This is a genomic window from Bacillus sp. GW823-FHT06A10 (assembly GCF_058795375.1).
In genome coordinates, this window is the sequence record NZ_JBXAHT010000004.1 from 14,932 (window position 1) to 27,670 (window position 12,739).

A 12,739-nucleotide genomic window follows, 5' to 3' on the forward strand; every position below is an offset into this window, starting at 1 on the left:
TGCTCTTGATCCTCCTTTTTAAACCTTTATTGAGATGGATGTTTAAAAAGTCCGGTTAAGATAACCTTTTATTGATATGAAAAAGCAAACTAGGAGCATAGCTTCTAGTTTGTACTTATTTAATTATTGGGGGATGAAATATGAATGTTTTACTAATTGGCCGCGGTGGGCGTGAGCATGCTTTAGCTTGGAAGTTTGCACAATCTGCAAAAGTGAAAAAGATATATGTAGCACCAGGTAATGAAGGTATGCGAGATGTTGCAATACCAGTTGATATTGATGAAAATGATTTTGATGCATTAGTTTTATTTGCCAAAGAGAATAATATTGAGTTAACTTTCGTTGGACCAGAAATTCCACTTATGAATGGAATTGTTGATCGTTTTAAAGAAGAGGGACTTCGCGTATTTGGTCCGAATAAAGCGGCTGCTGTTATTGAAGGTAGTAAAGCTTTTACAAAAGAGCTTATGAAAAAGTATGATATTCCAACTGCGGCGTACGAAACTTTTACCGATTATGAAGAAGCAGTACAGTACATTCAAAAAGTTGGTGCACCAATCGTTATTAAAGCTGACGGATTAGCTGCTGGTAAAGGGGTAACGGTAGCAATGACGCTTGAAGAGGCATTACAGGCTGTGAAAGAAATGCTACAAGATGTGAAGTTCGGCGCGGCAAGTAAGAAGGTTGTTATTGAAGAGTTTTTAGATGGACAAGAATTTTCATTAATGGCATTTGTAAATGGAACAACTGTACATCCGATGGTAATCGCTCAGGACCATAAACGAGCTTTTGATGCTGATAAAGGCCCAAATACAGGCGGAATGGGTGCATATTCTCCAGTACCACAAATTCCAGAATCAGCAGTCCAAGAAGCGATTCAAACCGTATTACATCCAACTGCTCAAGCAATGCTCCAAGAAAATCGATCGTTTACAGGGATTTTATATGCAGGGCTTATTTTAACAAATGATGGTCCAAAGGTAATTGAATTTAATGCACGCTTTGGTGATCCTGAAACAGAAGTTGTATTACCTCGCTTAGAAAATGATTTAGTTGATGTATGTAACGCTGTATTAGATGAAAGTGAGTTAGTGTTAGAGTGGTCAGAGGAAGCAGTAATTGGTGTTGTACTCGCTTCAAAAGGATATCCAGAAGCGTATAAAAAAGGTGAAATTATTACAGGATTAGATCGTTTAGAAGATGCTATTGTCTTTCATTCAGGTACAGCGATGAAGCATGGGGATTTTGTAACAAATGGTGGCCGTGTACTATTTATTGCTTATAAAGCGAAAGACTTACAAGAAGCGAAAGATAGAGTGTATAAAGAAATCGCAAAGATTGAGAGCGATGGCTTATTTTATCGTAGTGATATAGGATATCGTGCGATTGGGCATGAGATTACGCGAAGCTAACATATGTTAGCTTCTTTTTTTATAGGAAATAGAGTATAGTACGTTGAATCTTTTCAAGAGATTATAAACTATTTGTATCTATATACACTTTTTCTCTACCTGCTTACATCTTATTTCTCCAATTAATAATAGTAGTATTGAGATGATTAACGTAAGAGCAGCGACAAGGAGTGGGAGGGAAAAACTTTGCATTTGCTCCGCAATAATACCTGTAAAGATTGGACCGATAATTTGGCCAATCCCATAAACACCTGTCGTATAACCAATGATTTTATTACTTTCATTCGGTCTTATTCGTTTTGCTTCTGTAGTTGTTAAAATTGTAATTCCGACGAATGTAGCACCTAGAAGGAATGCACTTAGAAATGCCCCAAAAAGGTTTGGAATAAGGAGTGGAGAAAGTACACTTATAATTTGTAACATATAGGCGGATGTAAGAGCTCGTGTTGGTCCGTACTTCCGAGCAACAGTGGACCAAAGGTAACTAGATGGGATGACAGCAATACCGACAATAATCCAGCTACAAGATGCATAGAAGGGTGATAGTGTAATTCTTTCTACAATGGTGACAAGGAAGGTCCCTGTAATGATATAGCCAAATCCTTCGAATCCGTAAGCTAAAATAAGCCAAAATAAATAGCTTTTTCTATGAGATGTAGCTTGTATAGTACTTTTTGGTTGCTGTATAGTATGTCTACTGTCCTCTCTTAACCATTTCCATACAAGGATAGCTAAACTAAAACTAATAATTCCTAACCCAATCCATGCACCTTGCCAATTCCAAATTGAGTTGAATAAAGGTGCGAAACTTCCAGAGAAAATAATGCCAATTCCAACACCGCTATAAATCATGCCACCTAGCATGACTTTATTACTTTGAAATAAATAATCTAAAACAATACTAGAGGCAAGAACAAATACAATTGCACTTGTGAAACCACCGATAAAGCGAAGGGGAAACCATAAAAAGATATAAGAGGTTAAGCCCATACAAAGAGTTGAAAGAACATTGAAGAATAAACAGTGGTGTAATATTTTTTCACGATTTTTTATCGTAATGAATCCAATAAAGAATGCCCCAAGTAAATAACCAAGATAATTACTGGACGCTAAATATCCAGCGAGGTCATCTTCTATATGGGCTTGCTTTTCCATAAAAGAAATAATCGGTGTGTAGGCGAACCGACTAATACCCATGACAGCTATTAAAGAACATATCCCAGCTATAATCATTTTCCATGTTTTTGTTTCTTTCATATAATCTCCCTTCTTGAAATATCTTCTAATATATATGATAGAGGAATATATATGGGGCGTAAAATACTGATTTTTTATATGTAATATCAAAATTAATGATATGAACGAAGGGATATGAACGAATGAACTTACAAGATTTTGTAGCTTTTTATATGGTCGCGCAGGAGAAAAGTATTTCAAGAGCAGCTATTCGGTTGAATTTTGTTCAATCAAACATAACAGCAAAAATAAAACGGCTAGAAGCTGAATATGAAACACAATTATTTTATAGGCATCGAGATGGAGTTACATTAACACCAGCCGGAGAAAAGTTGTTAACATACGCTGAAAAAATGATTCAATTATTAAATGAATCAAAAAGGCAAGTGAAACATACAGCGGAGCCTGGAGGAGTATTGAAAATTGGAGCGATGGAAACAGCAGCAGCTGTTAGAATGCCCACGATTTTAGCTAATTATCATATGCGCTATCCAGAAGTGGAAATTATGTTGCAAACGCACAATACGGAAGAATTAACGAAGAAGGTACTCTTATATGAAATAGAGGGGGCATTTGTAGCTGATTGTATAGCTGATCCAGCTTTAGAAAAGATAGAAGTATTCCAAGAGGAAATGATGTTACTTTCAAAGCGGAATGTTTTGTGGGATAACGGATATTCGGAATCGCAGTCTTTTATCGTTTTTCAATCAGGTTGTTTTTATAGAAAAGTTTTAGAAGAATGGTTACTATCTGAAGGGATTGTTCCAAAAAAAATAATGGAATTAAATTCTTTAGACGGTATTATTGGATGCGTAAAAGCTGGACTTGGGGTGTCTATGTTACCACGTGAAGTAGCAGAGCAATTTGATAGCCATAAAGAACTTATTCATACACCGTTAGTACATGAAAACAGGTTTATTCCGACTTATTTTATTTATCGGAAAGATAGTGTGAGAACAGCAGCGTTAAGCAAGTTTATTGATGACTTGCTTTGTATAAAAACAGCCCGCTGAAAATTCAGTGGGCTGTTTGTTCATGCATCTTTATCTTTCTTCAATTTTCCTTTTTGCTTTGCCATTTCTCGAAGTAAATACTCGATGTGTGCATTGACGCTACGAAACTCATCATTTGCCCATTTTTCGATGACTGCGTGTAATTCAGGATCAATACGTAATGGAAAGCTTTTCTTTTTAGCCATAATTACTTATAGCCCTTAGTATAGGCTTCCTGTATTAATAACTGGTTGCGCACCTTTATCTGAAACGATGGCAACTAATAGGTTGTTTACCATATTCGCTTTACGCTCGTCATCTAATTCAAGTACGCCTTCCTCATCTAACATATGGATTGAATCCTTCGCCATCTTCACAGCACCTTCAACAATCTCTTTTCTAGCAGCTAATACCGCTTTTGCTTGTTGACGTTGTAGCATCGCATGGGCAATTTCTGTTGCATAAGCTAAATGTGTTAAACGAGTTTCTAATACTTCTACGCCTGCGATTTCAAGGCGCGCTTCTAACTCACGCTTTAATTCTTCAGAGATTTCTTCAGTATTCCCGCGTAACGTAATGCAAGTTTCATCTTGGAAATTGTCATAAGGATATTTTGTTGCGACGTGGCGGATTGCTGTTTCACTTTGAATTTCTACAAATCGATCGTAATGTTCAACACCGAACATTGCTTTTGCAGAATCAACTACTTTATATACAATAACAGCTGCAATTTCAATCGGATTTCCCTCAACATCGTTTACTTTTAATTTCTTACTATTAAAGTTTTCAACACGTAATGAGACAGTTTGACGGAATGCGAATGGAATTGTTAAAAATAAACCATTTTGACGAATTGTTCCTAAATAATTACCAAAGAACGTAATAACTTTCGCTTGATTCGGTTGAACAATACCGATACCTGTAGCGAGAATTGCCGCTAATATAATAGTTAGTGCTGCTCCTACAAAAATTTCTTGTGCAAGGAAAAATACACCGATAGCAGCTAAAATCAAAATTCCAATAATACCGAGAAAACCATTTACATAAAATACTTGTTTTTCTTTCATATGATCGCCTCCTGATATAAAAATGATATCACTTTTATATCATTTTAAGCAAGGGGTATGCACCTAATTTTCTGAAATTTATTGATTGATATCTTTTATGTACATTTTAAAGTTAGAAATAAGAATATACGTTCTGTTTTATGGTAAAATAAAGAAGACTTAACCGCCCACTGCAGCAGCTAAGTCCCTTTGAGAGCATCTTGCATCGTGACAAATGATTCAAAGCGGTTTTGCCAGGATTATTTCTTCAATCGCTGACTCAATCTCTTTGTCAGAAGCGTCATAACTTCCCTTTGACTTTGGCTTGTCATGAGCGGAAGTTTGATTCACTTCTTCTTTAGCATGTCCTTTTTCAGTAAAATTCATGCCAGGCATTTTAAATGCGCCCATATTCATGTATTTTCCAAATTTCCACGCTTCAACAATAGGGCAGAAGCGAACAATTCCCTCTGCAACTTTCATTGCACCAATCCATAGAAAAATGTTAGACCAAGTGCACCACGGCTTGCGTACAAGTTTAGTTGCACTACATCCGAAGAGGACAAGCCCAAGTGTAATTCGAATTAGAGCGTTTATTGTCCCGATGTTTTGCTTCATTAGAAAAACACTCCTTTTTATGAAAATTGAAATAGTAAATACTACTTCTCTTATTAGTATCCCGTGTGATTTTTGGGATATGTAATCCAACATTTGACGTTGAAAAAGATGTTGGAATCGGCGTGTGTGTCAGTAGCTTTTTTTGTTATAATGAAAGAATGCATAAAAAGAAGGTGAAATTAAATCCTTCTTTTTGAAAAATATTTAATAGCTATTTTAAAAAATCAAGATAAAAACTAACTGTTATTTTAAACAGAACTATAGATATAACTAGAGAAAAGGAAGGGTGTTTTCATGTACGATATTTCCGGATGGAAACATGTATTTAAGCTTGATCCAAATAAGGAGTTAAGCGATGAATATTTAGAAATGATTTGTGAGTCTGGAACGGATGCTGTTATTGTAGGCGGAAGTGATGGAGTTACAATTGATAACGTATTACACATGCTAGTTAGCATTCGTAGATATGCAGTTCCTTGTGTATTAGAGGTTTCTGATGTAGAAGCAATTACACCAGGATTTGATTTTTATTACATCCCAAGTGTTTTAAATAGCCGAAAAGTAGAATGGGTAACAGGTGTTCATCATGAGGCATTGAAAGAATTTGGGGATATTATGGACTGGGACGAAATTTTTATGGAAGGGTATTGTGTTTTAAATCCCGAAGCGAAAGTAGCCCAGCTTACAGATGCGAAATGTGATTTAACAGAAGATGACGTTATTGCATATGCGCGTTTAGCAGACAAGTTATTACATTTACCGATATTTTATTTAGAATATAGCGGTACGTATGGAGATGTTGAACTTGTTAAAAATGTAAAAGCAGAATTGAAACAAGCCAAGTTATATTATGGCGGTGGTATTTCTAATGCAGAACAGGCGAAAGAAATGGCGCAATATGCTGATACAGTAGTTGTTGGAAATATTATTTATGATGATATAAAATCGGCGTTAAAAACAGTTAAAGCAGTAAAAGGAGAGTAGGTGCAGGCGTATATGAGTATGACAGATAAGTTATTAAACGGTTTAAATCCACAGCAACAAAAAGCAGTACAAACAACGAATGGACCACTGCTACTAATGGCAGGTGCAGGTAGTGGTAAGACACGAGTGTTAACACACCGTATTGCGTATTTGCTTGGTGAAAAAGGTGTAGCACCATGGAATGTACTAGCTATTACCTTCACAAATAAAGCAGCTCGTGAAATGCGCGAGCGTATTGATAAACTTGTGGGACCAGAAGCAGAAGATATTTGGATTTCGACGTTCCACTCTATGTGTGTACGTATTTTACGACGCGATATCGATCGTATTGGTATTAATCGTAACTTTACAATCTTAGATTCAGGTGATCAGCTAACTGTAGTCAAAAAAATTATGAAAGAGCGCAATATTGATCCGAAGAAATTTGAGCCGCGCTCTATTTTAGCGGGTATTAGTAATGCAAAAAATGAATTGTTATCTGCGGATAAATATGCAAAAAAAATTACAATGGCTGATCCATATGAAAAATTAACGAGCGATGTATACACAGAGTATCAAAAACGTCTTTTGAAAAATAATTCATTAGACTTTGATGATTTAATTATGACGACGATTCAGCTATTCGAACGTGTTCCAGAAGTATTAGAGTTTTATCAGCGTAAGTTCCAATATATTCATGTTGATGAGTATCAAGATACGAACAAAGCGCAATATCTTCTTGTTAAACATTTGGCAGCACGTTTTAAAAATCTTTGCGTTGTAGGTGACTCTGACCAGTCTATTTATCGCTGGCGTGGTGCAGATATTTCTAACATTTTGTCATTTGAAAAAGACTATGAGAATGCACAGGTAATTTTGTTAGAACAAAACTATCGTTCGTCACAAAATATTTTAAATGCAGCGAATGCTGTTATTGAAAAAAATACGAATCGTAAACCGAAGAAATTATGGACAGACAATCAAGTTGGAAGTAAAATCTCGTATTATCGTGCCGCAACTGAAAAGGACGAAGCATATTTTGTTGCGAAAAAAATTCGTGACGATCTTCAAATGGGGAAACGAAAATACACTGATTTTGCAGTGCTATATCGTACGAATGCTCAGTCTCGTATGGTCGAGGAGATTTTCCTTAAATCTAACATTCCGTACAAAATTGTCGGGGGAACTAAGTTCTACGACCGTAAAGAGATTAAAGATATTTTGGCGTACTTACGTTTAATCGGTAATCCAGATGATGAAATTAGTTTTGCACGTATTATTAACATGCCAAAGCGTGGTATTGGTGCGACTTCTATCGATAAAATTATTAATTATGGTGTGCAAAACGGAATTTCATTAACTGCTGTATTTGATGAGATTGAGCATGTTGGAGTAAGTGCAAAAATTACAAAGGCAGTAAAAGAATTCGCAAGTTTATTACACAACTGGGTAAATATGCAAGAGTATTTATCTGTTACAGAATTAGTAGAAGAAGTTATTGAAAAAACAGGCTATCGCGATATGTTGAAAAATGAGCGTTCTTTAGAAGCGGAAGGTCGTTTAGAAAACTTAGACGAATTCTTATCTGTTACGCAAACATTTGAATCTCAAAGTGAAGATAAGAGCCTTGTTGCATTCTTAACAGATTTAGCACTTGTTGCTGATATTGATCGTGTAGATGAAGACCCAACTGCTGGTGAAGAAGTTATTTTAATGACGATGCACTCAGCAAAAGGATTAGAGTTCCCGGTTGTCTTTATTGTTGGTTTAGAGGAAGGGATATTCCCTCATACTCGTTCTCTTATGGAAGAGGATGAAATGCAAGAAGAACGTCGTCTTGCTTATGTAGGTATTACGCGTGCAGAAGAAGAGCTATATTTATCTAATGCGCAAATGCGTACTTTATTTGGTAGAACAAGTATGAACGCTGCGTCTCGCTTCATTACAGAAATCCCGGCAGAACTAGTGGAATCATTAAATGAAACAGCGCCGAAGCGTGAAAATTCGTTTGGTGCAAAAGGCAGAACAGCAAGTAGCAGTAAAATGACAACGACAACCACAACACGCTCTCGTTCAGCTTTCGCGCGTCCAGCAGCTAAGACGACAGGCGGTGAGCAAATTGGCTGGGCAGTAGGCGATAAAGCTTCCCATCAAAAATGGGGAATCGGTACAGTTGTAAGTGTAAAAGGTGAAGGTGATGCAAAAGAATTAGATATTGCGTTCCCAAGCCCAATTGGTGTTAAACGTTTGTTAGCAAAATTTGCACCTGTGACGAAACAATAGAAAGGAATGAGGATATGTCAAAAGAGATAGCAAAAAAACGTATAGAAGAACTGCGTGATTTGTTAAATACATTTAATTATCAATATCACGTATTAGACAATCCTTCTGTTTCTGATGCGGAATATGACCGTGATATGCAGGAGCTTATAAAATTAGAAGCAGAGAACCCAGAGTTTATGAGTGAAGATTCTCCCTCCGTTCGCGTTGGGGGAACTATTCTTGATATATTTGAAAAAGTAACACATAAGTCACCAATGTTAAGTTTAGGGAATGCATTTAACGAAGGGGATTTGCGTGATTTCGACAGAAGAGTATGTCAAGGAATTGATGGTGCGAATGTAAGATATATATGTGAATTAAAAATTGACGGGCTTGCCGTTTCGCTTCATTATGAAAAAGGACGCTTCATTCAAGGGGCGACACGTGGTGATGGTGTAACGGGTGAAGATATTACTCAAAATTTAAAAACGATTAAAGCTATCCCGCTTCTTTTAAATGAAGAAGTAACGTTAGAAGCACGAGGCGAAGCTTATATGCCGAAGCGTTCATTCGTTAAACTAAATGAAGAAAAAGAGCAAAATGGAGAAGACGTATTTGCGAATCCGCGTAATGCAGCAGCAGGTTCAATACGTCAACTTGATCCGAAAATTGCAGCGAAGCGTAACTTATCTATGTTTGTGTACGGTCTTGCGAATGTAGAAGAAAAAACAATTCCATCGCACAGTGAATCGCTTGATTTCTTAGGTGAACTCGGATTTAAGACAAATCCAAATCGCCGTACATGTGAAACAATCGAAGAGGTTATAGCTTATGTAGAAGAATGGCAAGAAAAACGTCCGCATCTTGATTATGAGATTGATGGAATCGTTATAAAAGTAGATGATGTTGCTCTTCAAGAAAGTCTAGGAACTACAGCGAAGAGTCCAAGATGGGCGATTGCTTATAAATTCCCAGCTGAAGAAGTTGTAACGAGACTAACAGGCATTGAATTAAGTGTTGGCCGAACAGGGGTTGTAACGCCGACTGCAGAGCTAGAGCCAGTGAGAGTTGCTGGTACGATTGTTCGCCGTGCTTCTTTACATAACGAAGATTTGATTCGTGAAAAAGATATTCGAATTGGTGACTACGTTGTTGTGAAGAAGGCGGGAGATATTATTCCTGAAGTTGTGAACGTTATTTTTGATAAGCGTACTGGTGAAGAAGAAGAATACCGTATGCCAACGCATTGTCCAGCATGTGAGAGTGAACTTGTTCGTTTAGAAGAAGAAGTAGCACTTCGATGTATAAATCCGACTTGTCCGGCTCAAATTCGAGAGGGATTAATCCATTTCGTTTCAAGAAATGCGATGAATATTGATGGACTTGGAGAACGTGTCATTACACAACTCTTTGATGCAGATTATATTCGTACATTTGCTGATTTATATGCATTGACGAAAGAGCAATTATTACAGTTAGAACGTTTTGGTGAAAAATCAGCAACAAACTTAATACAAGCAATTGAAAATTCTAAAGAAAACTCGTTAGAGCGATTATTATTTGGTCTTGGAATTCGCCACGTTGGAGCGAAAGCAGCACGTACATTTGCAGAGCACTTTGAAACGATGGATGAGCTTGTAAAAGCAACAGAAGAAGAACTAAAAGCAATTAATGAAATTGGCGAAAAAATGGCTCAATCTGTTGTGACATATTTTGATAATGAAGATGTATTAGAATTATTACAGCAGTTTAAAGAGTATGGCGTGAATATGACATACAAAGGTATAAAAATTGCTGATTTACAAAATGTTGAATCTTACTTCGCAGGAAAAACGGTTGTTTTAACAGGTAAGCTAGAAGTTATGGGACGAAGTGAAGCGAAGAAGAAGATTGAGGCATTAGGTGGAAAAGTAACAGGAAGTGTTAGTAAGAGTACGGATTTGGTTGTTGCAGGTGAAGCAGCTGGTTCGAAATTAGCACAAGCGGAGAAACATAATGTTGAGGTTTGGAATGAAGAGAGGTTCTTACAAGAGCTAAATAAGTAAGAGGTGCAAACTTACCATGAAAAAAATAGCATTAGCGATATTAAGCCTGGGCCTACTTGTAAGTGGGTGTAGTGCAGGTGCCGACAAAGATGAAAAAGTGGCTGAGAAATCGGGGAAAGCAAAAGAACAATCAGTTGTTCCAAAATACGCTATTTCGGATGAATATTATAAGACGACTATTCCATTTGATGGTGGAAATGCACGTGGTTTAGTGGTGCAAGGGCTAAATAGTCGTCTTGATATAGATGAATTTGAAACAGGATTAATGCGAATTGCAAAAGAATCATTTAATACGAAAGATAATTTTTTAAAAGGCGGAAGTGCTCTAGATACTCAAGTGATACAGATGCTTGTTAAAAGAAAACGTACAGATGCTGAACAAAAGGAACTAGAGGACAAATTAAAAAAAGATGCAGTTAAATTTCCTAATATAGGATTAAACCCTGCGTTAGGAACGGGATCCGAATCACTAGAAGTGAAAAATAAAAAAAATCCAATATATATTTCAAATATTTTAGAGCATGATTATTATGTGAAAAAAGGCGATAACAGCGAGGAACGTGTTGGTATGGTAGTTGGATTAGCAATGAATTCTGTTCAATATTTTAACGAAGAGCATGGTTATCCACGTGAAGCTGCAATCCCGGATGAAAAGATGTTAGCTGAAGGGAAAAAAATGGCGCAAGAAATTTTGAAAGTCATACATCAAAAACAACCTGATACAAAAAATATTCCGATAACATTTGCGATTTATCGCCAATCTCCAAAGTCTTCGCTCGTACCAGGTAACTTTGTTTCTTATGCAAATGTAGAAAAAGGTAGTGAAACGGTTGAAGATTGGAAACAAATTAATGAGAAATACTATTTGTTCCCATCAGAGCAAGCGAAAACAGATAATAAACGTGAAGATCTTGCAAGAGTATCCAACTTTAAGGCAAAACTAAGCGATTATTTCCAAGGCGACTATACAGCTGTTATTGGTACTGGTATGTATAGAGATGATGAATTAAGAGAAATGAAGCTTGATATTCCTGTCCAGTTTAATGGAAAAGCTGAAATAATTGGTTTTACACAATATGTGGCAGGGCTTGTTATGGAATACTTCCCGAATTATATGAAAGTACAAGTAACGATTAAATCTGTAGAACGCCCAGAAGCTATTATTATACGTGAAGCAAAACAAGATGAACCACTTGTGAAAATTTTAGATTAAATATGAAGGCTGTTCCTCTATGGAACAGCTTTTTTTCTTATGTAATTTTGTTATAATTTAAAATGTTGTAAATAATAGGGGTAAGGGGTAAAGTTTATGGAAGAATTAAGTTTTCAAGTCATTATTTTATTAATTGCATTCGGTTTTTTAGCATCTTTCATTGATTCCGTTGTTGGAGGAGGAGGGTTAATTTCGCTTCCTGCGCTTATGTTTGTTGGCTTATCGCCGGCTTCAGCAATTGCAACGAATAAATTAGCGGCAACAATGGGGACGTTTACGAGTGCGATGTATTTCATTCGATCAGGAAAAGTTGATTTTAAAATTGTAGGAAAGTTAATCCCGTTAACTATTGTTGGAGCTGTTGCAGGTGCTTTAGTAGTAAAATTTATTCCATCGGATATTTTACGCCCATTAGTACTTGTAATGTTGGTATTTATTGCTATTTATATTATTGCAAAAAAGAATTGGGGAAGTGTGTCTACCTATAAGAAGATGACGCAAAGAAAAACATTAATATTTTTCTTTGTTATTTTAATGATAGGATTTTATGATGGATTTTTTGGACCAGGGACAGGGTCATTTTTAATTTTTGCATTTTTATTAATTGGTTTGGATTTTATTCAAGCGGCAGCATCTGGAAAACTTTTGAACTTTGTTAGTAATATTGTATCTTTAATTACTTTTTTATTTTTAGACATAATTCATTTTGAATACGGTATTATCATGGGATTATCAATGATCTTAGGTGCTTATTTGGGATCGAAGTTTGCGGTTCAAAAAGGCGTTGGATATGTAAGGACTTTATTTTTATTAGTTACTATATTATTGATCGGGAAAAATGTTTTGGAATATACTCATATTTTGTAGATTCATACGCATGTATGAATCTCTTTTTTTTATTATATTTTAAAAATTTATTAATTTTTAAAATATAAGTCTAGGAATATTTGAA

The 12,739-nt window shown here is 36.1% G+C and carries 11 protein-coding genes; 7 read left to right on the top strand and 4 right to left on the bottom strand.

The features are described 5' to 3' along the window. Positions 1-140: 140 nt before the first annotated feature. Complete coding sequence (purD, locus tag AC1Q8M_RS23880; RefSeq protein WP_098361361.1) at positions 141-1,412, top strand: phosphoribosylamine--glycine ligase; 1,272 nt, start codon at positions 141-143, stop codon at positions 1,410-1,412. Positions 1,413-1,490: 78 nt separating this feature from the next. Here purD and AC1Q8M_RS23885 read toward each other — a convergent pair whose 3' ends face one another. After that, the gene (locus AC1Q8M_RS23885) at positions 1,491-2,669 is read right to left on the bottom strand and encodes a YbfB/YjiJ family MFS transporter (protein WP_000665321.1); all 1,179 of its coding nucleotides are present in this window, start codon (positions 2,667-2,669) and stop codon (positions 1,491-1,493) included. A gap of 122 nt (positions 2,670-2,791) precedes the next feature. Here AC1Q8M_RS23885 and AC1Q8M_RS23890 point away from each other — a divergent pair, with 122 nt between their 5' ends. Next, a complete protein-coding gene (locus AC1Q8M_RS23890) occupies positions 2,792-3,661 on the top strand; it encodes a LysR family transcriptional regulator (RefSeq protein ID WP_001053120.1) in 870 nt (289 codons plus the stop codon). A 20-nt stretch (positions 3,662-3,681) separates the two neighbouring features. Here AC1Q8M_RS23890 and AC1Q8M_RS23895 read toward each other — a convergent pair whose 3' ends face one another. The 3 genes from AC1Q8M_RS23895 to AC1Q8M_RS23905 form a co-directional block, all read right to left on the bottom strand. Then, the gene (locus AC1Q8M_RS23895; protein ID WP_001085171.1) at positions 3,682-3,846 is read right to left on the bottom strand and encodes a type II toxin-antitoxin system antitoxin; all 165 of its coding nucleotides are present in this window, start codon (positions 3,844-3,846) and stop codon (positions 3,682-3,684) included. A gap of 15 nt (positions 3,847-3,861) precedes the next feature. Then, positions 3,862-4,707 (bottom strand): SPFH domain-containing protein, encoded by an 846-nt coding sequence (locus AC1Q8M_RS23900; RefSeq protein ID WP_000660675.1) that lies wholly within the window; start codon positions 4,705-4,707, stop codon positions 3,862-3,864. A 219-nt stretch (positions 4,708-4,926) separates the two neighbouring features. Next, entirely contained in the window at positions 4,927-5,304 is a 378-nt protein-coding gene (locus AC1Q8M_RS23905; RefSeq protein ID WP_000812341.1) for a YgaP family membrane protein, read from the bottom strand. Between the two features lie 294 nt (positions 5,305-5,598). On the opposite strand from AC1Q8M_RS23905, the gene pcrB reads away from it, so the two are divergent. From pcrB to AC1Q8M_RS23930, 5 genes are all read left to right on the top strand, one after another. Next, positions 5,599-6,288, top strand: coding sequence for a heptaprenylglyceryl phosphate synthase (gene pcrB, locus AC1Q8M_RS23910; RefSeq protein ID WP_000272109.1), 690 nt, complete (start codon positions 5,599-5,601; stop codon positions 6,286-6,288). Positions 6,289-6,300: 12 nt separating this feature from the next. Further along, positions 6,301-8,550: a DNA helicase PcrA gene (gene pcrA / locus AC1Q8M_RS23915; protein ID WP_002094226.1), complete on the top strand. Its 2,250-nt coding sequence runs from the start codon at positions 6,301-6,303 to the stop codon at positions 8,548-8,550. A gap of 14 nt (positions 8,551-8,564) precedes the next feature. Then, entirely contained in the window at positions 8,565-10,574 is a 2,010-nt protein-coding gene (gene ligA / locus AC1Q8M_RS23920; RefSeq protein WP_000031418.1) for an NAD-dependent DNA ligase LigA, read from the top strand. A gap of 16 nt (positions 10,575-10,590) precedes the next feature. Further along, positions 10,591-11,787, top strand: coding sequence for a CamS family sex pheromone protein (locus AC1Q8M_RS23925; RefSeq protein WP_000717011.1), 1,197 nt, complete (start codon positions 10,591-10,593; stop codon positions 11,785-11,787). Between the two features lie 96 nt (positions 11,788-11,883). Next, positions 11,884-12,654: a TSUP family transporter gene (locus tag AC1Q8M_RS23930; protein WP_098365657.1), complete on the top strand. Its 771-nt coding sequence runs from the start codon at positions 11,884-11,886 to the stop codon at positions 12,652-12,654. Positions 12,655-12,739 lie beyond the last annotated feature (85 nt).

What these genes read in the sequence shown, in the direction of transcription:
- purD (WP_098361361.1), top strand. Translation starts at nt 141, where the DNA reads ATGAATGTTTTACTAATTGGCCGCGGTGGGCGTGAGCATGCTTTAGCT.
- AC1Q8M_RS23885 (WP_000665321.1), bottom strand. Translation starts at nt 2,669, where the DNA reads ATGAAAGAAACAAAAACATGGAAAATGATTATAGCTGGGATATGTTCT.
- AC1Q8M_RS23890 (WP_001053120.1), top strand. Translation starts at nt 2,792, where the DNA reads ATGAACTTACAAGATTTTGTAGCTTTTTATATGGTCGCGCAGGAGAAA.
- AC1Q8M_RS23895 (WP_001085171.1), bottom strand. Translation starts at nt 3,846, where the DNA reads ATGGCTAAAAAGAAAAGCTTTCCATTACGTATTGATCCTGAATTACAC.
- AC1Q8M_RS23900 (WP_000660675.1), bottom strand. Translation starts at nt 4,707, where the DNA reads ATGAAAGAAAAACAAGTATTTTATGTAAATGGTTTTCTCGGTATTATT.
- AC1Q8M_RS23905 (WP_000812341.1), bottom strand. Translation starts at nt 5,304, where the DNA reads ATGAAGCAAAACATCGGGACAATAAACGCTCTAATTCGAATTACACTT.
- pcrB (WP_000272109.1), top strand. Translation starts at nt 5,599, where the DNA reads ATGTACGATATTTCCGGATGGAAACATGTATTTAAGCTTGATCCAAAT.
- pcrA (WP_002094226.1), top strand. Translation starts at nt 6,301, where the DNA reads ATGAGTATGACAGATAAGTTATTAAACGGTTTAAATCCACAGCAACAA.
- ligA (WP_000031418.1), top strand. Translation starts at nt 8,565, where the DNA reads ATGTCAAAAGAGATAGCAAAAAAACGTATAGAAGAACTGCGTGATTTG.
- AC1Q8M_RS23925 (WP_000717011.1), top strand. Translation starts at nt 10,591, where the DNA reads ATGAAAAAAATAGCATTAGCGATATTAAGCCTGGGCCTACTTGTAAGT.
- AC1Q8M_RS23930 (WP_098365657.1), top strand. Translation starts at nt 11,884, where the DNA reads ATGGAAGAATTAAGTTTTCAAGTCATTATTTTATTAATTGCATTCGGT.